This window comes from Planktothrix sp. PCC 11201, from assembly GCF_900009135.1.
Classification (GTDB): Bacteria; Cyanobacteriota; Cyanobacteriia; order Cyanobacteriales; family Microcoleaceae; genus Planktothrix.
Genome location: NZ_LT797699.1, coordinates 163,345 through 189,065, shown reverse-complemented (window position 1 = coordinate 189,065; position 25,721 = coordinate 163,345). Strand labels below are relative to the sequence as shown.

The 25,721-nt window shown below is 42.3% G+C and carries 24 protein-coding genes; 7 read left to right on the top strand and 17 right to left on the bottom strand.

Annotation, left to right across the window (positions count from 1 at the left end; genetic code table 11):
- Window positions 1-188: 188 nt before the first annotated feature.
- From argC to PL11201_RS09430, 10 genes are all read right to left on the bottom strand, one after another.
- On the bottom strand, window positions 189-1,250 hold the full coding sequence (gene argC / locus PL11201_RS09475) for an N-acetyl-gamma-glutamyl-phosphate reductase (RefSeq protein WP_079678338.1): 1,062 nt from the start codon (window positions 1,248-1,250) through the stop codon (window positions 189-191).
- Between the two features lie 96 nt (window positions 1,251-1,346).
- The gene (locus PL11201_RS09470) at window positions 1,347-2,540 is read right to left on the bottom strand and encodes a tetratricopeptide repeat protein (protein WP_079678337.1); all 1,194 of its coding nucleotides are present in this window, start codon (window positions 2,538-2,540) and stop codon (window positions 1,347-1,349) included.
- A 431-nt stretch (window positions 2,541-2,971) separates the two neighbouring features.
- Window positions 2,972-3,577, bottom strand: coding sequence for a fasciclin domain-containing protein (locus tag PL11201_RS09465; protein WP_079678336.1), 606 nt, complete (start codon window positions 3,575-3,577; stop codon window positions 2,972-2,974).
- A gap of 27 nt (window positions 3,578-3,604) precedes the next feature.
- A complete protein-coding gene (locus PL11201_RS09460) occupies window positions 3,605-4,162 on the bottom strand; it encodes a fasciclin domain-containing protein (RefSeq protein ID WP_079678335.1) in 558 nt (185 codons plus the stop codon).
- A gap of 35 nt (window positions 4,163-4,197) precedes the next feature.
- Window positions 4,198-5,001, bottom strand: a complete 804-nt coding sequence (locus tag PL11201_RS09455) for an MBL fold metallo-hydrolase (RefSeq protein WP_079678334.1) — start codon at window positions 4,999-5,001, stop codon at window positions 4,198-4,200.
- Window positions 5,002-5,038: 37 nt separating this feature from the next.
- Window positions 5,039-5,626 (bottom strand): anthranilate synthase component II, encoded by a 588-nt coding sequence (locus PL11201_RS09450; RefSeq protein ID WP_079678333.1) that lies wholly within the window; start codon window positions 5,624-5,626, stop codon window positions 5,039-5,041.
- A 3-nt stretch (window positions 5,627-5,629) separates the two neighbouring features.
- Window positions 5,630-6,145 carry a diacylglycerol kinase gene (locus tag PL11201_RS09445; protein WP_079678332.1) on the bottom strand — a complete coding sequence of 172 codons (516 nt, stop codon included), beginning with the start codon at window positions 6,143-6,145 and terminating at the stop codon, window positions 5,630-5,632.
- A 232-nt stretch (window positions 6,146-6,377) separates the two neighbouring features.
- Window positions 6,378-6,932: an rRNA maturation RNase YbeY gene (gene ybeY / locus PL11201_RS09440; protein WP_079678331.1), complete on the bottom strand. Its 555-nt coding sequence runs from the start codon at window positions 6,930-6,932 to the stop codon at window positions 6,378-6,380.
- Between the two features lie 31 nt (window positions 6,933-6,963).
- Window positions 6,964-7,146, bottom strand: a complete 183-nt coding sequence (locus PL11201_RS09435; RefSeq protein ID WP_079678330.1) for a DUF3285 domain-containing protein — start codon at window positions 7,144-7,146, stop codon at window positions 6,964-6,966.
- Window positions 7,147-7,247: 101 nt separating this feature from the next.
- Window positions 7,248-7,751 carry a thylakoid membrane photosystem I accumulation factor gene (locus PL11201_RS09430; RefSeq protein ID WP_369821835.1) on the bottom strand — a complete coding sequence of 168 codons (504 nt, stop codon included), beginning with the start codon at window positions 7,749-7,751 and terminating at the stop codon, window positions 7,248-7,250.
- A 706-nt stretch (window positions 7,752-8,457) separates the two neighbouring features.
- Between PL11201_RS09430 and PL11201_RS09425 the strand changes: the two genes are divergently transcribed.
- From PL11201_RS09425 to PL11201_RS09410, 4 genes are all read left to right on the top strand, one after another.
- Window positions 8,458-8,943: a globin family protein gene (locus PL11201_RS09425; RefSeq protein ID WP_079678329.1), complete on the top strand. Its 486-nt coding sequence runs from the start codon at window positions 8,458-8,460 to the stop codon at window positions 8,941-8,943.
- Between the two features lie 68 nt (window positions 8,944-9,011).
- On the top strand, window positions 9,012-9,497 hold the full coding sequence (gene apcB, locus PL11201_RS09420) for an allophycocyanin subunit beta (RefSeq protein ID WP_026787260.1): 486 nt from the start codon (window positions 9,012-9,014) through the stop codon (window positions 9,495-9,497).
- A 225-nt stretch (window positions 9,498-9,722) separates the two neighbouring features.
- Window positions 9,723-9,926, top strand: coding sequence for a phycobilisome linker polypeptide (locus PL11201_RS09415; RefSeq protein ID WP_026787259.1), 204 nt, complete (start codon window positions 9,723-9,725; stop codon window positions 9,924-9,926).
- A gap of 187 nt (window positions 9,927-10,113) precedes the next feature.
- Window positions 10,114-12,198 (top strand): hypothetical protein, encoded by a 2,085-nt coding sequence (locus PL11201_RS09410; RefSeq protein WP_079678328.1) that lies wholly within the window; start codon window positions 10,114-10,116, stop codon window positions 12,196-12,198.
- Between the two features lie 56 nt (window positions 12,199-12,254).
- Here PL11201_RS09410 and psaK read toward each other — a convergent pair whose 3' ends face one another.
- Window positions 12,255-12,515 (bottom strand): photosystem I reaction center subunit PsaK, encoded by a 261-nt coding sequence (gene psaK, locus PL11201_RS09405; RefSeq protein WP_369821834.1) that lies wholly within the window; start codon window positions 12,513-12,515, stop codon window positions 12,255-12,257.
- 253 nt (window positions 12,516-12,768) lie between these two features.
- Between psaK and PL11201_RS09400 the strand changes: the two genes are divergently transcribed.
- Window positions 12,769-13,419 (top strand): phosphoribosylanthranilate isomerase, encoded by a 651-nt coding sequence (locus PL11201_RS09400; protein ID WP_079678326.1) that lies wholly within the window; start codon window positions 12,769-12,771, stop codon window positions 13,417-13,419.
- 37 nt (window positions 13,420-13,456) lie between these two features.
- Here PL11201_RS09400 and PL11201_RS09395 read toward each other — a convergent pair whose 3' ends face one another.
- A complete protein-coding gene (locus PL11201_RS09395) occupies window positions 13,457-13,774 on the bottom strand; it encodes a hypothetical protein (protein ID WP_079678325.1) in 318 nt (105 codons plus the stop codon).
- Between the two features lie 526 nt (window positions 13,775-14,300).
- On the opposite strand from PL11201_RS09395, the gene PL11201_RS09390 reads away from it, so the two are divergent.
- Together PL11201_RS09390 and PL11201_RS09385 are read left to right on the top strand one after the other, a co-directional pair.
- Complete coding sequence (locus PL11201_RS09390; RefSeq protein WP_079678324.1) at window positions 14,301-15,137, top strand: photosystem II manganese-stabilizing polypeptide; 837 nt, start codon at window positions 14,301-14,303, stop codon at window positions 15,135-15,137.
- A 474-nt stretch (window positions 15,138-15,611) separates the two neighbouring features.
- On the top strand, window positions 15,612-16,385 hold the full coding sequence (locus PL11201_RS09385) for an RNA polymerase sigma factor SigF (protein ID WP_079678323.1): 774 nt from the start codon (window positions 15,612-15,614) through the stop codon (window positions 16,383-16,385).
- Window positions 16,386-16,785: 400 nt separating this feature from the next.
- On the opposite strand, the gene PL11201_RS09380 is transcribed toward PL11201_RS09385, so the two are convergent.
- From PL11201_RS09380 to hpsA, 5 genes are all read right to left on the bottom strand, one after another.
- A complete protein-coding gene (locus tag PL11201_RS09380) occupies window positions 16,786-17,340 on the bottom strand; it encodes a pilus assembly FimT family protein (protein WP_079678322.1) in 555 nt (184 codons plus the stop codon).
- Between the two features lie 283 nt (window positions 17,341-17,623).
- On the bottom strand, window positions 17,624-18,247 hold the full coding sequence (locus PL11201_RS09375) for a prepilin-type N-terminal cleavage/methylation domain-containing protein (RefSeq protein ID WP_079678321.1): 624 nt from the start codon (window positions 18,245-18,247) through the stop codon (window positions 17,624-17,626).
- Between the two features lie 41 nt (window positions 18,248-18,288).
- Window positions 18,289-19,281, bottom strand: coding sequence for a hypothetical protein (locus PL11201_RS09370; RefSeq protein WP_079678320.1), 993 nt, complete (start codon window positions 19,279-19,281; stop codon window positions 18,289-18,291).
- Between the two features lie 55 nt (window positions 19,282-19,336).
- Complete coding sequence (gene hpsB, locus PL11201_RS09365) at window positions 19,337-19,999, bottom strand: hormogonium polysaccharide secretion pseudopilin HpsB (protein WP_079678319.1); 663 nt, start codon at window positions 19,997-19,999, stop codon at window positions 19,337-19,339.
- Window position 20,000: 1 nt separating this feature from the next.
- Window positions 20,001-25,448 carry a hormogonium polysaccharide biosynthesis protein HpsA gene (hpsA, locus tag PL11201_RS09360; protein ID WP_144017710.1) on the bottom strand — a complete coding sequence of 1,816 codons (5,448 nt, stop codon included), beginning with the start codon at window positions 25,446-25,448 and terminating at the stop codon, window positions 20,001-20,003.
- Window positions 25,449-25,721: the final 273 nt, after the last annotated feature.

Here is a 25,721-nt window from a genome sequence, read left to right as displayed (position 1 = left end):
TAAGATTATAGCCAAATCATAAAAATATTACAACAGATATGAAAAAACGGGGTTCAGGTGCAATTGTTATATAGTATTGTAGAAAACACAGTTGAAACCGAAAAAATAATCCCGTTGTTGGGCTAAAGCCCTCCAATCTTTGTGCTAAAGCCCTCCAATCTTTGTGCTAAAGCCCAACAACGTATGACTTAAGGATAGAAACACAATTGGGGTAAACCCAAGGTTTCTTCCCAACCCATCATAATATTCATACACTGCACCCCTTGTCCGGCCTGACCTTTAATTAAGTTATCAATAGCAGACATCACGATCACTCGTCCGGTGCGTTGATCCACTTCAATTCCTAAATAACAAAGGTTAGTTCCACAGGCCCATTTTGTTTGGGGATAGGTACCACCAGGTAAGATTTTAACCAAAGGAGAATTGCGATAAAACGCTTTATAAATGGTAATTAAATCTTCTCTTACTAACCCCGGATCTCGTAAAGTTGCATAAACCGTCGCTAAAATTCCCCTGACCATAGGCATTAAATGGGGGGTAAATTGGACTAGAATATCATGTCCGGCTAAGTCACTACAAACCTGTTCAATTTCTGGGGTATGGCGATGATGACCACCCACACTATAGGCCCCAATTGAACTATCCGCTTCGGCTAATAACATATTAACTTTAGCCTGTCTTCCCCCGCCAGAAGTGCCTGATTTCGCATCAATAATTGTGGTATGGGGATCAACTAATCCCTGTTTTAATAGAGGAGAAATCGCTAATAAACTTGCTGTTACATAACACCCCGCACAACCAACTAATTGAGCCGTAGCTAGGCGATCGCGATACAATTCTGGTAAGCCATAAACGGCCGTGGCGGCAATTGCTTGATCCGTGCGTTCTCCCCCATACCATTTTTTATAAATGTCTAAATTAGAAAATCGATAATCCGCCGATAAATCTAATACTTTACATCCTTTTTCTATTAATTGGGGCGCCATGGTATAGGCTAAATTATTAGGTAAGGATAGAAAAACAATTTGACATTTAGAGGCTATTTTATCAATATCAATAGGTTCGATCACTAAATCCACACATTCATTCAAATGGGGATAGAGACTACAAAAGGGTTTTCCGGCGCTACTATCCCCGCCTAAATAGGCAATTCTGACCAGGGGATGATCCTGTAACAAACGTACCAACTGCACGCCCCCATAGCCCGAGGCTCCCACAATACCGACGGGAATCCGTTCTGCATTACCCATATTACTGAACTCCTAGAAAAATGACCTAACTTTTGCTGCATGATAGCGGATTCTGGAAAAATTTGGAAAAATGTTTTGGAATTTCTCTAGGATCTCTCAAACTCGAAAACCCATTTCCCCAAGTTCCTGACGCAAACGTTGGGCTTCTGGGGAGTTATTTTGCTCGTGTAATTCTATGGCGGCTTTAAACATTGTCGAACTATCGCTGAGTTGCCCAATTTGTAGTAGGAGGACTCCTAAATTTTGGAAGGTTTCGGCTGAGTTGGGATTGAATTCTAATGCTTTTTGATAGGCGGCGATCGCTTCTCGATAGGCTCCCATTGCCCTCAAGGTCATGCCTAAATTATAATAGGCGATCGCTAGACCAGGATCAATTTCTATAGCGGTTTGATAGGCTATTTTTGCCGATTCTAGTTCTCCTTCTTGTTTGAAAATATTGCCTAAATTATTATAGGCTCCCAGCTTTAATTGTGGTAAGATGTTAATATCAACGGCGGTTTGATAATGCTGTTTGGCTAGGGTAAATTGTCCTTGTTTGCTATAGGCTATGCCCAAATGATAATGGAGTTCATATAAAACCCCATCTTCTCCATTACTCTCTTGAGATAATCCTAATTTTAATAGTTCTATGCCCCGCTCTAAGTCTCCTATTTCAACATATAAAGCTCCCAATTTACTCGCAGCATAGGCATCCGTTGGATGTTCTGCTAAGTAACGCTCCATGGATGTTTTTGCCAGTTGCCATTTATTCCGTTTGGCGATCGCTTCGGCTTGGTATCCCTCATGTAAAATAGCAACTTGGGGTAATGTTCCGATTTGCCATTGCGGTTTTTGGCGGATTAATTCAGTAACACTATCATCTACCATGGCATGATAGGGACGGGAAAAACAGATTTGGGGATGATTTCTAAACAGTCGAGAAACTAAGGAATAAGGAGACTGACTGGCGCCGATTTCCTGTCTAATTAAGTTCACCACAATTAAATTACGATTTTCCATAATTTGATGGAGTTGCGCCCCAATTCCAGGGGCTAAAACTTCATCTGCGTCTAATACTAAGATCCACTGTCCGGTGGCATAACTAAGCGCAGCATTTCTGGCTTTAGCAAAGTCATCACACCAATTAAAGGAATGAACTTTTGCTCCAAATTGTTGGGCAATTTTTGGGGTTTTATCCGTTGACCCGGTATCAACAATAATAATTTCATCAACAATTCCTTTAACACTGTTTAAACATTTTGCTAAAGTTTCTTGTTCATTCTTAACAATCATGCAAAGGCTTAATTTCATAAATATAAATTTGGTTATTTAGTAGATAGAAGGATTTGTAGGGGCGGGTTCTGTATTGATTTCCGTTTCTCACAGATAATCTTGAAAAACCCGCCCCACTTCGCCTCAATCTGTCATCAGTTTATCAGTTGTAGGGGCGGGTTCCGTGCAAATTTCTGATACTCACAGATATTCTTTCTAAACCAGCCCCTACTGTATGTTGTGTAAGTCCTAATTCAATTGATCATTAATTTTGAGGATATGTAATAGGGGAGGGTTTAGGTCGATTTATTGTACATATCTAAGGTTAAGTCGGGGCGGGTTTAGGTCGATTTATTGTACATATCTAAGGTTAAGTTAAGTTAAGTTAAGTCGGGGCGGGTTTAGGTAGATTTATTGTACATATCTAAGGTTAAGGCGAACCCGCCCCTACGACTGATCACTATTTTAGCTTATTTCGGTAAAATTAAGATTTGATCAATAACATGAATGACTCCATTACTCGCCGGAATATCAGAATCAATTATCGTGGCATTTCCGACTTTAATTTGATTTTTCTTGGTCTTAATCGTAACAGAATCTCCCTCTAAAGTTTTAATTTTACCTGATTTCAACTCCGTTGTTGTGACTTTACCTGGGATGACATGATATTCTAATAGTTCGGTAAATCGGTTGAGGTTTTGCGATTTTAGAATCGCATCTAAAATTTGTTGGGGTAACTTAGCAAGGGCTTCATCCGTAGGTGCGAAAATAGTAAATTCCCCTTTTTTTAAAGCATCCAATAATCCAATCGATTGTAAAATCATCCCTAGGATTTTAAAGCGTTCATCGGATAAAATAACCGTGGCTAAATCTCCGACTACACCTTGAATTACTTTCGGAGAAATCGGTAGTTGAGCCAAATCTTGGTTAGGTTGACGACAAATTAGTTCGGAATTAGCAGACATTTGAACTTCTGCTGCGACTCCCTGGGAAATAGTTCCTAATGTTAATAAACCTAAAAGACTGACCATTCCTAAACTTTTGCCTTGGGTTTGATTTTCTATTAAAGTTTTCATGGTTTTATCCTCTCCAAATTATTAAAATTATTCAGGTAAAATCACCGCATCAATCACATGAATTACACCATTTCTAGCAAAAACATCAGCTTTAATTACCGTGGCGTTATTAACTTTTACGGATGTCCCTAACTCAATCTTAATCTTATTCCCTTCTAGGGTTTGGACTTCTCCAGATTTTAGGTCAGTGGATAACACCTTTCCCGCCACAACATGAGAGGTAAGAATTTTGACCAATTGGGCTTTATTTTCGGGTTTCAGTAAGTCCGATAAAACTCCCGGGGGCAGTGCAGAAAAGGCTTTATCCGTGGGTGCAAATAGGGTAAATGGCCCCTCACCTTTAATGGTATCTACTAAGTCCGCCGCTTGTAACGCTTGGGTTAGAATGGTAAATTCACCCGCGCTCACTATTGTATCAATAATATCGAGGGAAATTGTAGCCGGAACTTGAGTAATTTGGGTTGAGTTTGTTAAGGTATAATTATAAAGTTGAGCTTGAACGGGTAAAATCCCGAATAGCGTCAACCCAACAACACCTACAAACCTAGCTATGAATTTTTTCGAGTAATTTTGAATGGTGATCATGGTTATCAAACACAAATAGAGATGGAGACTTTTAGTTAACTTTTAGGGGTAACATCAAAGTTATAATTTAAGACGTTAATTATCGGCCCTTGTTTCGGTAAATTATCTGCGGTTAATGTCAGCGTATCGGTTTGTTTAATTTGTATTGATGTTCCCGCCATCACAGACAAAAAATTATCAACGGGTTCGATATCACAGGCCGCTACATCCGCCGCCAAGGTGCGATAATGGGTGGGGATGACAATTTTAGGATTGAGAAATTCAATGGTTTTTTTGGCTTCTTCTGGAGTATAGGATTTCGCCCCGCCTCCCACCGGAATCAACATTAAATCAGGACGACCGATTAAAATGCGTTCTTCCATTCCTAATGGCCCAGCCAATCCACCTAAATGTAAAATTTTAATTCCCGCTTGTTTCCACAACCAAGCTACATTTACCCCAAATTGTCGGCCATTAAATCTATCTTTAAGGGTGCGAATTCCTTGAATTTGATTACCATTAAATTGATAAACCCCAGGTTCATATAATAAAGCCGGATTTCCCGTAAATCCTTCGGTCACACCCTCATCTAAAAGACGGCTACTAATTAAGATTAAATCGGCTGAAAATTGTTGGGGACTCCGATAACCTGCGGTACAACCAATTTGGCGAAAAGGATTAACTAAAATTCTTAATCCTCCCCCGGTAAATAAAAAGGAAGTATGTCCTAACCATTGGACAGTTAAGGTATTTTCAGAAGTAGATTGTGCGGAAGAATTTTGCCATTGAGACGTTAACCCAGTTGCTAAGGTGGTCAATAGTGTTGTAGTTGTTAATTGAATTAATTTTCGCCGTTTCATAATATTGAGGTTGACGTATCAATGGATTAAATGACAATTATATTCGTTCTAGGAAGTTTCTTAGAAGTTGTTTTCCATTCTGGGTCAAAACGCTTTCCGGGTGAAATTGTACCCCCTGGATGTGGGGATAGTCCCGATGACGAACCCCCATAATTGTCCCATCTTCCACCCAGGCGGTAATTTCCAAACTATCGGGACAAGTTTCTCGTTCAATCACTAAGCTATGATAGCGAGTTGCGGTTAAGGGATTCTCTAAATTTTTAAACACACCAACGCCCGTATGATGGATAGGAGATGTTTTTCCGTGCATTAGTTCCGGTGCAGAAATAATATTCCCCCCAAACACTTGACCAATACTTTGATGACCTAAACATACGCCCAAAATAGGCAAAGTTGGCCCTAATTCCCGAATTAATTCGAGGGAAATTCCAGCATCTTCGGGACGACCTGGCCCTGGAGAAATCACCACTGCATCGGGTTTCATTTGACGAATTTCTTCTAGGGAAATCCGATCATTTCTAAATACCTGAACCTCAGCAGCAATCGGTAATTCCTGCCCTAGTTCGCCTAAATACTGAACAATATTGTATGTAAAACTATCGTAATTATCAATAACAATAATCAAGGGTTAAACTCCTGAAACTATAATTTGAATCCAGGTGAACAGAGGCGGTAAAAGTAAGATTCCAGCTACCAATAATGCCACTAAAGCGGAGATTAAAACCGCCGCCGCCGCACAATCTTTCGCAATTCGGGCTAAATCATGGTAGGACTGACCGACGGTTAAGTCAACTACTGATTCTATGGCGGTGTTCAATAATTCCATAGTCATCACCGCACCAATGGTCAGACCAATAATGGCAATTTCCACCCGGGTTAACTGCAAAAAAAGACCCAGGCAAATTGCGAGGGTTCCAATGATAGTATGAATCCGAAAGTTTCTTTGAGTTCTAAAGGCATAACTAATTCCTGTCCAAGCATATTTAAAGCTAACTAATAAATTAGAAGCGATTTTCCATGATAGTTCTCGGTCATATTTGTTCCCCATAGTCTCGGAAAGATTAGACTTAGATAAGGTTGTTGTTTGAGGAAGGGGAATTGACGGTGTAGGAAATGTTGAAAGGGAGGGCTTTTCTACATTCATTTCTAAATCCTTCGCTGAATACGTGATCACGACCAGCAATTTTAGGTCTGCTATAGGGAGAAATTTATCACAGTTTTCTTGATGATTTGTTGATTGAGTTACTAGAATTTACAGCCTTAATTATCAATAAATTCAGGAATTATAGATTTTATTTTGTCTTATATTTTCTATGATTTCTGGAATTTATGATGTCTGATTGCCGTTTTCGATTAACCCAAACCCAGGCTACCTGTTAAACCCCTAACTCAACTGTTTTTAAGAGCACCCGTTGTTGGTCTAACATTTCGGTTAAACTTTGATCATCGGGATGATCCCAACCTAAGAGATGTAGTAAACCGTGAGTCGCTAACCATCCTAGCTCAATTTTTAGGGAATGTCCTTGTTGTTGGGCTTGATGGTAAGCAGTTTCCACCGAAATTACAATATCACCAAGATACAGAGATTCAGAAGAAAATTCTTCTGGAGGTTGGGGACAATTGACTTCTAATGTAGCAAAGGCTAACACATCCGTTGGTTGATTTTGGGAACGATACTGAGTATTTAACATTTCTATCTCCGTATTATCCGTAAGACGTAAGCTTAACTCGTAACTGGATGCCAATGGAAGATAGGACTCTAAATAATTTAACCAACTTTGGAACCAATTTTCCCATTCTTCGAGCGTCAAGGGACATTCGATTTGCCGAGGAGAAGACTCTATTGAATTATTAGGAATTGTGTTATTTTTTAAGTTTTCTAACTGTTCCCAATAATAGTCCTGTATACTAACTTCAACCTGTACAGTCATTAATAAACAATCTAATAAGAATTTAAAGAATTTAGCGAGTTAGATAAGCCATTCCTACTAGAAATCCGACTAGACCCATAGTGGTTAAAGTGAAGTGAAATAGGGATTTTCCGCCTTTACGAACCATATTCCGCATCGCTAATTTAACATAGCTGGGTTGGGGTTCCTTGGGTTTGTCCTGGGGTTCTAGGTCTGGAGTTGATGGGGTATTCATGGGGGGATTTTGCTAGGGAAATAGACCGACTGACTTGATCATAACAAAAATGTTACATTTTATGAAGTGATCGCGCCGTCGAATCTATATTCCGCAGAGATTTACTTCTGGGATGGGACTAACTCGGTGTTAAATTCGTTGAAAGAACGACGTCGTAATTCTACGGATTCATTCCGAGGCAATAAATCAAAGACTTGGCGAAACGCATCATCAACGGTTTCAAAGGCGACCTGTCCCTTTTTATCTAAAACGACTTTCCCCGATTGGTTAATTAATACGGTTTGGGGAACATAGCCTTTGTAATAATAGCCCGGTTCCTGGCGGGAATTTTGGGCATCGGGTAAGAGGGTATCCACATTCACCGGAATAAAGTCCGCCTCTCGTCCGTAAAAACGCTGAAGTTCAGATACCGTAGTGACAAATTTTTTACAATCTTTACTATCATCTAAAAAGAATACTAATAATGAGGGTCTACCCTGGTTCATGGATTCTGTTAAGGTAACTCTCGGGGGAACCAAGGAACCATTCCCAGCATACAGCGCAAAAATATTACCATCAAAATGGTCATCATCCAGACCCGCTAGTGCGGAAGGAGTGATGGTCAAAAATAATACACAAATAATCACCAAGGTAGTCAGCAGGATTTTGAAACCCCTAAAACCCTGAAAGCACTGTGGCGGGACATTGAACTGGGGAGAATTCCATCGAGTTAAACGCATACTAGGTCGAAAGCCATTGAGATTCTAAACAGAATCTATTGTTACATTTTTGGGTCTGTTTCAGCCCAGTGAAGGAAAGGGAAAACGAACCCGACATCGGCTCTAAAATCCTAATATCACAACTGTCAACACCTCAACCGTCAACCCGCGATTTCGTTGGTAATGTTAAAAACTATTACAATCTGGCTCAGAATGTGTACTCCATGCCTGAAAATACAAGCGATAGGTAGTGACGGTGTTGGGCGGATTAATGTCCAAAGCCAGTTACCCCATCGACTGTAGCCCCAAGGGGAGCAGTTTGGGAATCCATTGCCCAAAAGCCAGTGGAAGATATCAAACTTGTGAATTGTCCCCTGAAAATCTCAAAAATTTTTGAGGGTACAAACCAGCAGGAAGTGAAGCAGTAGAAATCTCAAACCGATAGATTTGATTGCGGATCAAAAAGCAGATGCACTCTATGTCATAACCTGACCCAGACTGTATCTAAACCAGCACCGAACGCTCATCGGTAACGATGAGGCTCTCCAACTCAGTTAATGGGTTTCGGGAGAGCGTCAATCAGGAAAACGTTAGCTAAACGCTTTTGTAGAAAATGAGTATCGTCACAAAATCCATTGTTAATGCCGACGCCGAAGCGCGTTACCTCAGCCCTGGTGAGTTAGACCGGATCAAAGCCTTTGTTACCTCTGGTGAGCGTCGTTTGCGCATCGCCGAAACTGTGAGCGGTGCCCGTGAACGGATCATCAAAGAAGCTGGAAACCAACTGTTCCAGAAACGCCCTGATGTGGTCTCCCCTGCTGGTAACGCCTATGGCCCGGAAATGACCGCTACTTGCTTACGCGACCTTGACTACTACCTGCGTCTGGTTACCTATGGAGTCGTTGCGGGTGATATTACCCCCATCGAAGAAATTGGGATTGTTGGCGCTCGGGAAATGTACAAATCTTTGGGTACTCCCGTTGAAGCCGTTGCCGAAGGAATTCGTGCGCTGAAGAGTGTTGCTACAGGTCTGTTATCTGGTGAAGATGCAGCCGAAGCCGCAGCTTACTTCGACTATGTGATCGGTGCGCTCTCATAAGTCCGATCGCTTTATCACATTTTTTAAACGATTCCTAGATTCAGCGACTACAAGGAAATAGAACAATCATGCAAGACGCCATTACTTCCGTAATTAATTCTGCTGACGTTCAGGGTAAGTACCTGGATGCCAACTCCCTGCAAAAGTTAAAAGCTTACTTCGCCACTGGCGAACTGCGGGTTCGTGCTGCTTCCACCATTAGTGCTAACGCAGCCAGCATCGTCAAAGAAGCAGTAGCCAAATCTCTGCTGTATTCTGACGTGACTCGTCCTGGTGGAAATATGTACACCACCCGTCGCTATGCTGCTTGCATCCGCGACTTAGACTACTACCTGCGTTATGCTACCTATGCAATGTTAGCTGGCGATCCTTCCATTCTCGATGAGCGCGTTCTCAACGGTTTGAAAGAAACCTATAACTCCCTGGGTGTACCCATCGGTTCTACCGTGCAAGCCATCCAAGCCATCAAAGAAGTGACCGCTAGTTTAGTGGGTGCTGATGCTGGCAAAGAAATGGGTATTTACTTGGACTATATCTCCTCTGGCTTAAGCTAAAACCGAGGTTAGGTTTTTGAGGGTGATCACTCAGTTTGATTCCCCGTCCCAAATCTAAACGACCTTCAAGGCCAGGGAAGTCTGGAGTGAATGCTAGACCGCCAAAGGCTTGTCTGTTTTTCCTGATAAGTTTTAGCGAGCTAGGATTGACTCCCGACTCCCGGCCTTTGAGCATTTTAAAATTGATGTAAAACTTGTTAAATTTGCCTAGGAGAGACGAACCTCATGCGGATGTTTAAAGTAACGGCTTGTGTTCCAAGCCAAAGCCGGATTCGTACCCAACGGGAATTACAAAATACCTACTTTACTAAGTTAGTTCCCTATGACAGTTGGTTTAAAGAACAACAACGGATCATGAAAATGGGCGGTAAAATTGTCAAAGTGGAACTGGCAACGGGCAAGCCCGGAACTAACGCCGGATTGCTGTAGAAGACAGGAGGCAGGGGACAGAAGGTAGAAAGAACACCGGAAAAAAGAAAAAAGATTAATTCTTAATTCTTGATTCTTGATTCTTAATTCTTCCTGCCTCCTGCCTCCTGCCTCCTATTGTTTCGGTGCAATTCAATTCCGCTATTATATTAGAGAGACGAAAAACCACCTAATATAGAGGCGGGAAATGGCAAGTTGGGAGTTTCTACTGCAAAAAGAAGGGGACAATAGTTGGTTAACCTTGGAATCCCCGGATGTTGAAATTTTAGAAGGACGCTACCGGATGGTAGCCCGGTCTGGATATACAAACACCTCAATTGATGTTCGGATTATTTATCAAGATTTTGATGCGGTTCCACCTGTCCAACAGGTTCAAACCCGAACACTAACCACCAATGCCGAAGGTTTAATGGTGGTCATGCCTTATACTTCCCTTAAACCTGGGAATTGGCAGTTTTCTTGTGCGCCTCAACTAACGTCCGGGTTATTAGCAACCGTTGGTAAAAAAACCATACAATTGCGGGTTCTCCCCTCGGAAGCAGAAGAATTTGAGCAATTTTTTGGGGATACGGAACCCCCGACGGCTAATATTAACTCCGCAGCACCCCAGGCTGTTGATTCGCCTACAGAACAGTATTCTAACGTTGTACAATTCCCTACCTCTGGCCTCCATATTGTTCCTGAACCAACCCAGCTAACGCCTGCTGTTCCTGATACTCCCCAACCATCCCCCCAACCTCTTGATACTGTAGACAAGTTACTAAATGCTCTGCACATCTTCCTAGAGCAAGATTCCTTTGTTGGCCGCTTAGGAGAAGCCTTAATCGTGTCGGGACGGGTAGAATTGCCAACGCCTACCCCATCTTCTACTTACCCAATTCTGACTGACGGACAATTGCAATTTCGCCTACGCGACCCCCAAAGCTCAGAACCGTTATTTGAGGTTAACCAAACCCTTCCTTCCTCTGACTTCCCTCTGGCTTTTTCCGGTGTAGTTTATATTCCCTTTGAATGTAAAACCCGTTTAATTTTAGGGGAAGTGATTTTTTCCCATGATGGGGTGGCGGTAACGACTCAATCCTTTAATATTGTTACCCAGGTTGAACATCTTTTAGAAGCTATAGATCAGGGTTTTAGTCCAGAATTGGATCAAGACGACTTCCCCGACCTTTCTAATTTAGATATGGGAGTTCTGGAATTACCCGACCTGACCGATACCACTAATCGGGCTGAAGTCCTAACCCCCGAAACGACTACAGTGCTTCCTCCCAAACTAAATAATTCTAGCTGGGAATCTCGCTCTGCTACATCCCTAGATTTGCCAATATTCAGCCCTAGTTCCATAACTGGGGAAGTTGAACCTGCACCAAAACCGGATCAAAGTGTTGTATCGTCTGAGGATCGGGATTCATCGACGGTTCTTCCCTCTTGGGAATCGAATTATACAGATATATCAACTGCAATTTCACCCCTATTAGCAGGGGAATCATCGGAATTAATCCCGGCGACAGATGGGATTGAAAAAATTGACCCGATAGCTAAACCGAAATCTGATCCAGAAGTTCAAGAAGCTTTTCAAGCCTTAGACTTAAATAATCGGTTTTGGTCGCGGTTGAATGCTTTGGCGGGTGATCAAGAATGGTCACAATGGGTGAAACGGGCTAATATTAATCCCTTACCGGAGATTCCGTTTAATGCTGCGACTAATATTGTTAAACGTTCTGATCCAACTGCATCGGACACAGCACCTTTGCCATACCCAGAATCAATCAATGCTCAGGAGGAATTAGAAGAAATTGTAGTTGATGATGAACCTTTAGAATCCCCTGGGGCATTTTTTCCCCGCCGTAAAAATATCAAAGGAGTTAAACCAGAAACCCCGGCGGTCAATCAACCAATTTCCTATGTTTTGCCAGAAGATCAACCCGTTCCAGACCCTCAAGTTGAGGTTTTATCAACGGAAATTATTGCCGGAAGGTTAGTTAAACTGAGGGTAAGACTTCCCGATGGTTTACCGCGAATTTATATCAAAGTTTGGCTATTTGACCGTCAAACCCGCACCGTTGTTGATGGCCCCCGTTGGTTAACGGAATTTTCTCCTAATGGGTTTGATCAAATTGAAACCACGGTTGATTTAGAGATTCCCTACAGTAGTTTGGAAGTTTTATTTGAAGCGATCGCGGTGGAAATGCAAACCCAACGAGAAAGCAACAAAATCACGATTGCAGGTTCCGTTAATTCACCTCCAGGGCCTTCTTTACCCATTCATTAATCGCGCCATGGAGCCAGTGTAGAGACGTGCCATGGCGCGTCTCTACGAGGGGTGGGTTAAAGAACTCCTGCGTTGCCTAAAGCTAAAATCACCCCAGCCCCTAAAATATGTCCAAAGCTGGCGGTGGCCAATAATTCGGGAATTCCAAATCCCGTAAACATCCGGGGTAAACCGGGTAAACTAGGCCCTTTGCCACGATTTTCTTTAGAAATGGCATAGAAACCGATGAAAATAGCCACTAGGTTAGAGATAATCATAACAATGGCTACACTCGGAGACCAACTCACGGTGATGGGAACGTTGCTTTGTATCGACATCAGTAATGAAGTGTAAATCAAGTTTCTATTCTCCTGAGTAATTTTACGATTTTCTTAATTTCAACAATTGATTATAAAAATCTGATGCCAAAAACTCCTAATTTGTTGAAAAAGTTAATATAGCAGGGAATAGGGAATAGGGAACAGGGAACAGGGAATAGACAGAATGCACCCGATTGATATAATTCTTGTAAAATTTTGATCTGAATTGTCTGCTGTGAATCAGACCTTAAACTTAACTTCAAGACCATCAATGCGAATTAAAATTTGTGGAATTACTCGACCGGATCAAGGGCGTGCGATCGCCCAACTGGGGGCGACAATGTTAGGATTTATTTGTGTTCGGTGCTCCCCTCGTTATGTCACATCGCAGCAAATTTGCCGGATTTTAGAGAATTTACCGAACTCGATTCAAACCATTGGTGTATTTGCTAATGTGAGTGTGGAAGAAATTTATCAAACGGTCAGGGAAACGGGATTAACTGGTGTACAACTGCATGGGGATGAATCTCCCGATTTTTGCGATCGCCTGCGTCAGATTCTTCCTGATACAGAACTGATTAAAGCCCTACGGATTAAATCCCCAGCCACCTTAATTCAAGCCCAAGACTATTTTAATCATATTGATGCCCTATTATTAGATGCTTATCATCCACAACAGTTGGGAGGGACGGGTCAAAGGTTAGACTGGCAAATTTTGAAACAATTTTACCCCCCCTGTTCCTGGTTTTTAGCCGGAGGATTAACCCCCGATAATATTGGGGACGCATTGCAACAGTTAAAACCCGATGGCATTGATCTTTCTAGTGGCGTTGAACGTTCTGCTGGTGATAAAGATTTGGTAAAAGTGAGTCAATTATTTCAAACACTTTCGGCTTTTTTCTCAGAATTAAAAACCCATTAATCTATCTTGATTTTTCTCTCCCGCACCATCGGTATCCCTACTCCTGCATCAATTCTGGAAACTCCTTTTGTAAATTTTCCATTACAGAGTTGAGAGAACTCCGAGGAATATAGGGCCAACCTCCTTTAGATTCAATCTCTCGTAATAAATGATAGAGTTTTTGACGATTATCGGGTAAAGATTGCTGAAAGAAACTTTCTCGGATGTCTTGGTGTAACTGTTCTAAAATTCTCAATACCGCTAAAATTTCCAGAGGGTTTCCTTCGGCGGTTTTGGCTAAGGTTAAAACCTTTTCTGCTAAAAATTCAAGCTGATTTGACCGAGCTTGTGAATCAAATTCCGTGGGATTGTCCATAATTGAAATCTATCATTGCCGACAACCGTCTGAGAGAGAGCGATCGGTAACATTAACTTAAGTAGTTTAACTGATCCTTGAAAAATTTGTACTTCGTCACAAAAACAGTCACGAGCAATAAACCCGGAGTTGGGAAGCACGGAGGATTGAGCTTTGGGGAGGAAAAACGACTCACCGCAGTTTTAACTGCCATGAGAAATGATAAAATATCGGCAGCAAGTAGGAATAACCATCTACGCGAAGAAGTGTTTTTTAAGGAGTAACCCCTGACTTGCCTCGCCCCTACAAAGTTGTAGCCGGAGGGCAAGCAAGCAACGGAAAAACGCGGAGCGTACCGAATTGGCATGGTGATGGACTCGGAAAGCCAAAAAATGGTATAAGTAAGCGCAATTACAGCGTCTTTTTGATAGTTGTTTTGAGTGTCTAGGGGGATATTTGACTATCCCTTTTAAGCAAGTCTTAAAGAATCTGCCTCTCTTTACAGGGCAGAGTGTCAAATATCAATTTTGCATATTTGAGGTTGACAATGAGATATCGCGCTTTGGTTGCTGCACTATTAGCAATCTGTTTAACTGTACTTACAGCTTGTTCTGATGGCCCAGAGGCTAAAGATCCGAAGCTACTGACCTATGATGACATTAGAAATACAGGATTAGCTGTAAACTGTCCAACTTTGCCAGAAACTGCCCGGGGTTCTATTCCAATTGATAGTGGAAAGTCCTACAGTATCAGTGGTTTGTGTCTGCAACCCACCAGCTATTTTGTTAAAGAAGAACCCACCAACAAACGCAAAGAAGCCGAATTTGTTCCGGGTCGTCTATTAACCCGATTCACCTATAGCTTAGATCAAATTACCGGCAACCTGTTGGTCGGTTCCGATGGTAAACTCACCTTTGAAGAAAAAGATGGGATTGATTTCCAAGCGATTACGGTTTTATTACCAGGTGGCGAAGAAGTTCCTTTCTTATTCACGGTTAAAGGGTTAGTGGCCAGTTCCCAGCCCGGATTATCCAGTATTAACACTTCTACCGATTTACGGGGAGATTTTAATGTTCCTTCCTATCGAGGCGCCAACTTCTTAGATCCTAAAGCCCGTGGGGTGAATGCTGGCTATGACAACGCCGTTGCTTTACCGGCAACCGCCGATGGAGTCGATTTAAGTAATGCTAATGTTAAGTTAGCCGATACCAAAGTCAAAGCGGGTCGGATTTCTTTACAGGTTTCTAAAATCGACGGCGAAACCGGAGAAGTGGCTGGAATTTTTGAAAGTGAACAGCCTTCTGATGATGATTTGGGTGCGAAGGAATCCTTGGACGTGAAGGTTCGGGGTGTCTTCTATGGTCGGATTGAAGCCGCTTCCTAAGCTCACCTATCGATAGATTAACCCATGATTTGATCCAGGAAGAATGGGGGATCAACAGTTACCTGTCTCCGGTTTGTGGACTTAATCACTGACTGATGATGGGTAAGGGTTCAACCCTCAGCCTTCCTGAATTAACAGAGGGTATTTTTACTAAGTGAACATATATAATTCCCAATTTCAAAAAATATTAATCAAACTTCTATAAATATCTTGCGTTAACCCCGCAAGTTGGGCTACAATAGTATGTTATTAGCCCTAATGGTGTATATAAATTTACTAAAGCTAGGCTTCTAGCCGATGGCTTAAAAGTCCTCGTTTAGTGCTTCAGCGCGACCTCACATTGACTATTGAATATAGGTTCAGAGTCCCCCCTGTGTTGGGGCAAGCCCTCTAACCTCCCATCCCATTAAAGCCGAGTGTGGTCAAGATTAATACGGAACTAATTAGCCAGCCCTACCAACGCAGGATCTTGTCATGCCTACTCAAGTTGTCAATTACCCTAGAGGAGAAAGTTTAGAACTGTTGCACCAATATCAACAGTCTGCTTCTAAGGATATCCGCAACCGGATTGTTCAGTTAAATATTGGATTGGTGCGTAAGGAGGTACACCATTGGGTGAACCAGTGTACGGAAAGTTATGAAGATTTACTTCAAGTCGGCTGTATTGGCTTGATTCGTGCAATCGAGCGATTTGACCTGTCCAAAGGTCATGCCTTTAGTTCCTTTGCGATTCCCTATATTCGGGGAGAGATTCAGCACTATTTAAGAGATAAAAGCCCGTCAGTGCGGGTACCTCGTCAATGGTTGACCCTACAACGGCAATCGGTGAAGGTGATTCAACAACTTCAGTTAGAACTCAAGCGCCCGCCCACGGATGGAGAAGTGGCGGAGGTGTTAGGAATTTCTGTGAATGAGTGGAATGAGGTGAAGCTGGCTAACTACAACCGTTCTGTGCTGAGTTTGGATGCTCCGATTCAAGATGGGGAAGATGGGGCGACCTGTTTGGGGGAAATGGTTCCTGACGGTCGTTATCGGAGTTTTCAGTTGGCGCAAGAGGATCAAATTCGTGTCCAGCAGGCTTTAGCTAAATTAGAGGACGGAACCCGTAAGGTTTTGGAGTTTGTGTTTCTGTATGATTTAACCCAGAAGGAAACGGCGGAACGTTTGGGTATTAGTTCGGTGACGGTTTCTCGTCGGGTGAAAAAAGGGTTGAGTTCTTTACAGAAAATGATGTCTGGTGGTGAATAGTTGGGTTATTGGTCAATTTGACGAACCACAAAGACACAAAAAAATAGGGAAAAAAAAATATTCAACTGATTTTCTCTGGGCGTGTAGATCCCCCCTAGCCCCCCTTAAAAAGGGGGGAACTGGATTCATAAGTCGCCCTTTTTAATGGGTGAACTGGATTCATAAGTCCTTAAAAATGGGGAAACTGTACTTCATAAGTCCCCCTTTTTAATAGGTGAACTGGATTCATAAGTCCTTAAAAATGGGGAAACTGTACTTCATAAGTCCCCCTTTTTAATGGGGATTTAGGGGGATCTGGTCTAGGATAAAAACAATGAAATTATTACTTAAGTTGACACCAATAACCACTAAGGCACAAAGACACAAAGAAAGGGAAAAGGAAATTCTATTGTCAACTTTTTTAATAACAATATTTCCCATCTTTGGGTTTTGGGTTATTTTGGGCTATTCTTAATGTTCCTAATAGGGTGGACACGAATGTGCAGCGTTTGGCGGGGCTACCATTGCGAAGGGATACGGTCACCCGTCCTAACTGACCATTAGCACGACCTTTATGGTCAAATTGCATCCTCCAGATTTTGGTAGTTTTATTTTGATATAGGGTTGTTTCTGCCTCGTCAATTTGAACGCCTTGATCTAGGATCGTCCATTGATTTTCTGTGGGGGTCTCATCTGGACGATGAATTGCCCATTGCACGGTATTATTTTGATCTCGAAAGCTGATTTGCCTGGTCTCTTTATTGAGTTTGGCTTCTGCACGGGTGGTTTGCATCGCCCAGTAAATTCGGTCTATGGATGTATTGAGGCGCTGATGGTTAATGAAGCCTAACCAACTGGGGGCGGCAATGGCACCCAGAACACCAATTATGGAGATAATAATTAGTTGTTCAATTAGGGTAAATCCGCTATCAGAGGGGGTTAGGGAGCGATCGCAGGTCTTTTTTTTGTTGATCATGAAAGCACGCCTGATTTCAACTTAAATAGTTATGTTTGTTCAACGAACCTAACTACCAGTTTGCGAAAAATCAGAGGCTCTGACCACGGGAGAATTACGGATTTTTTAAAACTATTTTGAACGTTGAAAGATTAATCAATTTGTGGACATTACGGAGTTATCGCAGACGCTGTTATCCTGAGAGAGATTAGGCTTAATTTGACCACCAAGACACAGGAAGTTTTTGCCCATTGCTATAATTGCAATGTTGCAGGGTGGAGGCTACGCGATCGCATTCTTTCAACTATTTGGGTTCTGGTGGACAACCTGTTTTTGGATCAGTGCCTTCTGCGGTTCTTGTTGCTCCTAAAATCGTTTGTACAATTATGCAGTTTCGAGAATTTGGACTATCTTTAGGGTAAACAACAACGCTAAAACCATCTGTATTTTTACCCGTGTCTGCAAGTTTAATTTTATCTCCATCTACATTTACAGTCCCATCTGACTTAAAAGGAATTTCATTATTTTTCGTACCATCAGCTTGAGAATAAATTTTGAGCATATTCTCTTTAATTGCACCGTCAAGACTCAAAGATTGCCATTGTTTCTCAGCATCTGGTGTATCTTTTTTGTAAATACTATACTTTGGTGGATCTTGAGCGGGATCGAATCCTAGTACATAGTCGGATTTATTTCTCTTAGCTTCTGCTTGAGCAGTTTTAATAGCTTGAGATATCTGATTATTAACACTTTTAATCCGTTGTCCGGTTGTAAATGCTTGCCAACCCGGAGCCGCGATCGCACTCAGAATACCAATCATTAAAACTACAACTAATAATTCAATCAGGGTAAATCCCTGATTAATCTGATTAGGATTTTTTTTTAAGCGATTTATTAACAGCCTATTTAATATTTGTTGAGTTTTCATAATTAATCCTTTTTGATGATTTAATAATTTTTGAGTTAGTTCTAATTGCCTAGACGACTTAAGCCTCGCAATTGAACTGATGATTTTGGACAATAGGGTGAATTACTGTTAACACCAATCTTAGAATCAGTCGGACAAACTGCATTAGCGTCGTTACGTCTTATTGCATTTGCCTGAATTGTTAATTTAGCTAAGTTATTTGTTGAGCTAGGATCTAGTTCAAATTTTTCAATGTAGTTAACTAACACTTGACTTACTGGAAAATTAGCTTTAGTAGTGACATTTTTTGATGGATCAGATAGACTAAAACCACTATTATAATCTGTAATATTTTCTTCTGCATACTCCTGGAGTTCTGTCGTAAGTTCAGCCTTTTTGTAGTAGATTCCATTAGAGTTTTTTAATCCATCAGAAATTTCATACCGAACTATTCGACTAGGACAAGTTGTTCCTGAAGGTTGACACCAAATTGATGTTTTATCTGTTCCTGGAAGCAATTGATAACTGACTAATGATAAAACGTAGGTATCATTACAGTTCCTTTGTTTTTGTGGAGTGTAGGGTTTGGGGTTACAGTCTTTAGGTAGTTTAGTAGAATCAACGGGAACAGCATCTTCTACTATTTTTCGTTTCCAAAAAACGAGAACAGGTATTTCATTATTAGGACTTGCAGTATTCGGTAAAAAACCATTATCTTTTAGACTTTTAATTTCATCAGTAGTTATAGTTGTTCCTGATGATGTTGTTTCTTGTTTGTTGGGAACATAAATATATAGAGCTTGACTAACATCCTCTGCAATATAATCTAATGCAGATTGGATTTCTTCTTCAGTGTTGGCTTTGGCACTTTCTCGTTGATCATCATTTAACATACCAAGCACCATTCCCATCAAGGGAGTGATCACGATAAAAGCAATAACTGTACCGACTAACAGTTCTATCATCGTCATGCCTTTGACTTGATAGTTTTGATCAAATTTTGCCGAACTTGACCTAACTTGATGTTTAAGTAATAATTTTAGAAAGATACTCATTTTTATTGCTCCATTAACTTCAGAAAAGCAGGGGAATTAAGTTACACTCAAAATATTACGGTGAAGGTGTACCATTTAGTCGTTCTTTAAGATTGTCAAAGGTTGCACCTGACGGTAAAACTTCTGTTTTGATAACAACTAAAGGTAAACTACGATTGCCTACCGCATTTGTTGTTAAGCTATCTGACTTGGTAGCAGGTTGAAGGGTTACACCAGCGACAAAAGAGTTAGCGCGATAAACTCCAACTTGCATTTGATAACCCTTGTTTGAATTAGCAACATCATTATCAGTTACCTGAGTTATGATAGGTTGAACCACCATATCCACCGGACTATTGGTTTGACATCCTGGTGTTTCATCAAGATTTACACAGTACAATTTTTTATCTGTTGTACAATAACCATCTTTTGATGTGCAATCACCTGTTAAATCACCTGTTGCTGGAGCCGTAATTGCAGGAATTGCACTTTGTTTGGGCGTTCTTTCCGTTACTGTATTGTCATCAGAAGCAGCTTTTACCCAATCAATATAACTTCTTGCCGCCTGGGTAGCTAGTTCAACCCGTTTAGCCTGAACACGGGTTCCCACGGAGAAGGCAATAACTGGGCCAATTGCTAATAGCATTACGGATACCACCACCACAGCCATTAAACCTTCCAAGATCGTGTAACCCGATGTGGGGGGACTGCCCCCCTTGAATTGAAATTGATTGTTCATTTTAGCCTCCTGTGTAATCTTTACAGAATGATTTTGTTGGTCGTATAGAAGTATTTTGAACAGCGTTCGTGGCTGTGGGTTGGCCAGTAGTATCGTCCACTTCTTTAGCACACAACAGTGTTTTCACCCATTCATCACTCCGGCTCACTTCTCGGAAATATTCCGCCGGTTGGGAACCAGAAGGAGGAGTAGTTAGTTTTTGGGCGAATAGGTCAGGAGATTGGGAGAGCAAACCCACATCAAACCCCCAGTTCCGTTGAGGTTGCGAGAAGTAAGGTGTTTGCCCACTAGCACTAGATGTGTTGTAGACTCGCGCGCCCGTGTTAAAGATTGGTGGAGCCTGCTGGGCAGTGGTGGTGAAGACACCCCAGAAAGGGGCAGTGGCATATTTACTGCGTTGGAATTGAAGAAACGAGCCACTGACTTTAACGGTTTTCCCCTGCCAGTTTTCCAGAAGTCTGGCTAGGTTGGGTAATCCCCCATTAAAATCTCCAATTGCGCCAGTTTTCCGAGAAGGGACATCACCCGTACCCATAACCACATCATAGGGTGTAACTTTATTGCCAGTCGGGCCATTATCAGGAATCATCAACCAGCTAGTACCTAGATCCGCCTTGGTGTTGGTTGTTGAGGTAGTTGGTGTTCCAGTGGTCATTTCAAGTTGCAAAACTGGAACTAATAGGGGGTTTTGAACAGTTGTTTGTAACTTGTTGGGAGTCCCCGGATTTAAAGGATCGTAGTACCACAGGGGATAGTTTGCACCGTAGTCTACTACGTTACCATTTCTGGTTCTAAACCATAAAGCACGGGTAGTAACCGAGTTCTTATTATCATTCAAGCGACGGGGTTCCCATTTATTTCCGCCAGAACCTGAACCGTGTTGAGCACAACTATAGATATCCTGATTAACATCACTACTGATCCCAAAACATCCTAAAGAACCGTTATAAATATCGTTACCCCCCCCAGCACCTGGGTCAGCAACTCCCACCATCGGAGGTTGACCATTACTGTCTAATACCAATCTGTATTGAGAATCTCGTGGAAAAGCTAATCGACGAGGAAAGCGCTGAAATTGTGGCTGATTCCAATAAGATCCCCCACCTGAAATCAAACGATTAGGGCAAAATTTATCCAAATTTGAACCACTAGGAGTAGTTGAAAATTGTTTACACTGACCTGTTCCTTTCTGAGTAATATCTAGCTTCCAAGAATCATTGTTCGGTAAATTCTTAAGATTAAACAAATCTCGAATGGTTAACTCTGACTCTTTTTTCTTGGTTCCATCAGGTTTATTCAGTAAGTTACTGCTGCCGGGATAAACCGTATCAAAATTTTGATAATCAATCAGTTCATCATATTTATTATTGCCATCGATATCCGTGTAATCTGCATCAATATTGTATCCCACAGCCCAATCTTGAGGCCCACAGGCAGAAAGGGGCAACTTGAGGCAAGTTTCCATGATGTAATCAGGAAAATCGGCAGAACGTCGTTGAACTGGGGTGACAAAGTTATTGAAGTAAGAACTGTTGAAGCCTGTTAGTGCTATATAGTTGTCATCGGTATAAACCGTATCGGAACTGTTGATTATCGCATCGTTATTTGTATCAAAGGTACGAAGACCACTGCTTAAGCCATTCGTTACAAAGTTGTTATAAGGATCGAAACCATTGATCATCCTGGCTGCTTTAGCGGTAATATCTACCTCTTTAACATTCGTATCAGTAGTTGTTCCATTCCCATTCAAATCTAAACCAAAGGTTGATTCATTAACTATTGATGTCGCTTTAATACTGCCATCAGCATCTAAGTCATAACCAACCCTGGCAACCCCGGCATTATTTCTCAGGTCAAAGTCTCCTTCATTGCGGAAGCCAAATCGGAAGCCCGTATTTAGGGCTGTTCCTTGGGTATCAGCAGCAGTGGTTGTAGATCCCGAAAGAACAGTCACAGAATCAGACAGAATCGTTGCTGGTCGCCAATTATCCCCAGTTGTACAACCGGGCAGTCGAGGATCACCAGGACGACAGGCAAAATTCTCCTCTAAGTTGCGGTCTGCTTTGGTAATGGTGGCTGTGGTTTTGTTAACAGCACTAGGGGCGCGGGTGTAGAAATTACTCCAGTCAGCAGTTAGGGCTGTTTTGAATTCTTCCTTCGTATGGGGGTTGAACTGTCCTTTAATATAGACCGGAAGATTGGAAACCAAGGTTAGGCCCTTTTCACGGGTAATCGCTTGAATTTTTGCTTCATCATTGCCTGCGAGAGCGGGGTTACAAGTGCCTGCGGTATCCCGTGCCAAACATTTGCCATTAATTAACATAATCCCATTGGGACGGCGCGTCGGGTCTAGCAAAGAGTCCGTTGAACTGGCATAAGTATTTGAACCTGTCTCGTCGGGCAGTGCATCCTCACGACTGGCATAAACAACTCCACTCAGGGGGAGCAGATATTCTTGACCCCCTTTTGTTGGCCCGGTTGTTGTTTGGGCAATTTGTTTGCTCCGCAGTTGATACAGATCCAGAATTGTGGCTCGGATTTCCAGGGGTTGACGATTTTCTAAGGGTAAGTCGTAGGCACTTCCGCTTAAAGTGCCTTTTATTCCTCCTTCTTTATTAAGGGTAAAGGTTTCATCAACAGCATTAGCTGTCGTCTTATCCTGCTCAATGGCTTTGATTTGTCGGGCATCTAAGAAGGCTGTTTCTCGAATCGCCCCATGGGGAATTGGAGGAGAGGCTAAGGGTTTTAGGGTTCCATCGAGAATGCCATAGGCACACAGAGCCGCGTCGATGGCCGATTGTTCTGATAACTTCCGAGGGTTGGCGGCTAATGCCGAAGCTAATGTGGGGTTAACCTGTCTACCATCGGGGAAAACCAGGGCGGCTTGATTCTTCAAAGCCGTGGTGTAAGAGCTTTCTGCCGGAGGTGGGCCATAGACGATCCCATTATTGGACTTACCACCGGTTGCGGTATTCCAGGGTAGGGTGATGACTTGTCCTGCGGGATCTGTGTCAATCTTTCCGGTGGCGTTCAATTTATCGACTCTCAGAGTCGGCATATTCTTGGCAGTTAAAGCCGTTGAAGGATCATAATAGTTACTGACACAGGCGATGGGAGTTTGTTTAACATTAGTCCAAACTCCTTTTAGATTAGCTTCTTCACTGAGTTCTTTAGAAAAACTACTTTGAGCATAGTGATACACCACCGTTGCCCGCATTTGTAAATCTCCTTTCGTTGGAGATGCACTATCTTGGGGTTTCCAACGTCCTCCATCACCTGCTTCTTTTGCGGTTCCAATCAAGGTTGTTAAAGGAGTGAGGCCATCGGTATCATAGAGGTCACTATTATCGAAAATTTTGGCTTTGTCGGGAACAGACATCGGCATCGTATCTGGCCAGACGATGGGATTTTTGACGGATGTCGAGGTGTCATAGACTCCCGCAATCACTTTTCCGGCTGAATCAACATCAAGTTCAGGAGGAGGTAAGAAGGAGTTATTCCGGCTATAAATTCCTGCCCCTGTGACCACCCGCAGGCCCCCATAGGGCTCATCGGGGTTTTTTGGGGTTGTTCCCGCGACAATTTCCCAGAACCCATCTCGATCGGTTGAACCCACATCGGGGAGTTCTTGAATGCGGGTTTGACGGGTTCTTTGTTGTGAGGAAGTCCCGCTTCCGCCAGCACCAACTGTCCAGTTGATCGCTGTACCAGCATTGGTGAGATATTGGGGCTCTGAACCGCTCACCTCTTTATTGTTGATATACCATTTCAGGGGTAAACCATTCCCCGCTAGAATTCGATCACCTAACTTGCTTTCTTTTTCATCATCAGAGGGCTCGCTTGCTTCCATGCGATAAGCAGCCGTAGAGGTTCCTTTGGCGGTTAATAAATTCAGTCGTTGATTTTCTAAGCTAATTTTTCCCCCGTCATTGGGCTTAGTTGGGTAGATCCAACCATCAGCAGGTCTAACAACTGTGCCACTGACTAGAGGATCTTGCATAGTATCTGTCCCATTGACATCAACTTCTTTATAGGGAACTTTTCTGGTGCGGTCTTCAAAATAGGTTCTGAGAGCTTTACTGCGTTTAATGGGGTCTGTGATCTGATTTAGTAAACTAGCAGGAGCCTTACTGACTAAATAATTTAGACGGGTCTCGTAGGCACTGCTATTAGATAGGGTGTCTAGGGCTGCGTCCGTAACGGTTTGATTAGCTGTTGAGATTTTAGCTCCGGTAGGAGTTAAAAAATCTCCTTGGAATAAATCAACATCGACATCCAAGTTACCAGTAGTACCTCCTGAAAACCCTCTGACCACTTCTCCGCCAACAATAATCTTGCTATTTTCTGGATCTTCAAAGAAACAAGAACCCGGGCTACTAACTTGATAAAATCTGAGTCCGGTAAACTGAGTTACCAACAGGCTACTGTTGGTCAGAATTCGCCCATTTAATTGAAATTTTAATCCCCCCCCAGGTGCCATTTCTAAATCATCTCGATAGACCACCGCATTATTAACTAGGGGAAGTCGGCTGACATCTTGTTGATATTCCAGGGCAGAAACCGCACTAGTTGCTTTAGCTTCGGCTGTAATACCGCCGTATTTCGCAGCATTCCATTTAGTAATTGCATCGTTTGTTGGATCTTCTGCGATCGGAACATTCACAACATAGGTAAAAATTGCTTTTTTCAATTTACTGCCAACGGGATACCACCCCCCTCCCACTAAACTGGAACTGGTTCCTTCCACATTACAACCTGATTTGATATCAGATACCGCCGTGTAGGGTGGAGTCCGAGCATCTAAAGGGTTTCTAGCAGGAACAATGCCGTTTTTCTCAATAGGGTTACGGAAGTAAACTCCGTAAATTGTCCAAGTATCAAATTTACCGTTATTATCCGTATCAACTGGAAACTTCCAGGCTGTTGAGATTGTTGTCCGGTCTTCTAACGGTATGGGTGGAGTAGCACTATCTTCATTCAGGTTAATATTACCATCTGTGGCATATCTAACTTGAAGTTGTGTTTCATCTTTTAACCTATAAATACTTCCTGTTAAAGCTCGATATAGTTCACTGTCTGATGGGGTAGCACGGGGCAGTGTTGGATCTTTAGCTGAAGATAAACGTTGAATTTTTGCTTTTGCCCGATCTAATGCCGGGGTTGCGGCTTGTAAAACCTGTTCATCTACCCGCCGATATTGAGCCATTTTTGCCCGATCCATCGATCGCAGCATAATCGTTATGGTCAATAGCACCACCACTAACAGCACCATGGTCACAGTAGGCAACACAAAACCCGCCCGACTATAATGACCCTGACGGTTTATTTTGACCCAAACTCTAAGCAGTGATCGCAGTGTCTGCCGTGTCATCCGTTGAACAGCAATCCGAATCGAACGGAACAAAGACAGAATGGGGTTAGAGAACTTGTTTTTGTGATGTTGTGACATAGATGCCTACCTAACCTTTTATTGGAATGGTTGTGATGGCTAATCAGTTTAAAATTTCACGTTTACTAGGAAGTATTGGGGAATAATGCCTGAAGCCAAAATTAAGTAAAACCGTGAACGGATTAAATTGTATTAATATGGGGAAAACTCCCTACCCTTAGTTTTAGCATTTCTTCCCCCAGAATAGCTCCAGTAAAAATACGGATCTTTCCGGGTTCAGTCGCGCTTCAACTCCATGGGATTGCAGACTTCTTAGATGCTAACCCTATGATA

Coding starts and splice junctions, on each gene's coding strand:
- apcB (WP_026787260.1), top strand. CDS start 9,012: ATGCAAGACGCCATTACTTCCGTAATTAATTCTGCTGACGTTCAGGGT.
- PL11201_RS09445 (WP_079678332.1), bottom strand. CDS start 6,145: ATGAATGTAGAAAAGCCCTCCCTTTCAACATTTCCTACACCGTCAATT.
- PL11201_RS09460 (WP_079678335.1), bottom strand. CDS start 4,162: ATGATCACCATTCAAAATTACTCGAAAAAATTCATAGCTAGGTTTGTA.
- hpsA (WP_144017710.1), bottom strand. CDS start 25,448: ATGTCACAACATCACAAAAACAAGTTCTCTAACCCCATTCTGTCTTTG.
- ybeY (WP_079678331.1), bottom strand. CDS start 6,932: ATGACTGTACAGGTTGAAGTTAGTATACAGGACTATTATTGGGAACAG.
- PL11201_RS09415 (WP_026787259.1), top strand. CDS start 9,723: ATGCGGATGTTTAAAGTAACGGCTTGTGTTCCAAGCCAAAGCCGGATT.
- PL11201_RS09390 (WP_079678324.1), top strand. CDS start 14,301: ATGAGATATCGCGCTTTGGTTGCTGCACTATTAGCAATCTGTTTAACT.
- PL11201_RS09385 (WP_079678323.1), top strand. CDS start 15,612: ATGCCTACTCAAGTTGTCAATTACCCTAGAGGAGAAAGTTTAGAACTG.
- PL11201_RS09375 (WP_079678321.1), bottom strand. CDS start 18,247: ATGAAAACTCAACAAATATTAAATAGGCTGTTAATAAATCGCTTAAAA.
- argC (WP_079678338.1), bottom strand. CDS start 1,250: ATGGGTAATGCAGAACGGATTCCCGTCGGTATTGTGGGAGCCTCGGGC.
- PL11201_RS09370 (WP_079678320.1), bottom strand. CDS start 19,281: ATGAGTATCTTTCTAAAATTATTACTTAAACATCAAGTTAGGTCAAGT.
- psaK (WP_369821834.1), bottom strand. CDS start 12,515: ATGTCGATACAAAGCAACGTTCCCATCACCGTGAGTTGGTCTCCGAGT.
- hpsB (WP_079678319.1), bottom strand. CDS start 19,999: ATGAACAATCAATTTCAATTCAAGGGGGGCAGTCCCCCCACATCGGGT.
- PL11201_RS09380 (WP_079678322.1), bottom strand. CDS start 17,340: ATGATCAACAAAAAAAAGACCTGCGATCGCTCCCTAACCCCCTCTGAT.
- PL11201_RS09395 (WP_079678325.1), bottom strand. CDS start 13,774: ATGGACAATCCCACGGAATTTGATTCACAAGCTCGGTCAAATCAGCTT.
- PL11201_RS09455 (WP_079678334.1), bottom strand. CDS start 5,001: ATGAAACGGCGAAAATTAATTCAATTAACAACTACAACACTATTGACC.
- PL11201_RS09435 (WP_079678330.1), bottom strand. CDS start 7,146: ATGAATACCCCATCAACTCCAGACCTAGAACCCCAGGACAAACCCAAG.
- PL11201_RS09400 (WP_079678326.1), top strand. CDS start 12,769: ATGCGAATTAAAATTTGTGGAATTACTCGACCGGATCAAGGGCGTGCG.
- PL11201_RS09425 (WP_079678329.1), top strand. CDS start 8,458: ATGAGTATCGTCACAAAATCCATTGTTAATGCCGACGCCGAAGCGCGT.
- PL11201_RS09465 (WP_079678336.1), bottom strand. CDS start 3,577: ATGAAAACTTTAATAGAAAATCAAACCCAAGGCAAAAGTTTAGGAATG.
- PL11201_RS09410 (WP_079678328.1), top strand. CDS start 10,114: ATGGCAAGTTGGGAGTTTCTACTGCAAAAAGAAGGGGACAATAGTTGG.
- PL11201_RS09470 (WP_079678337.1), bottom strand. CDS start 2,540: ATGAAATTAAGCCTTTGCATGATTGTTAAGAATGAACAAGAAACTTTA.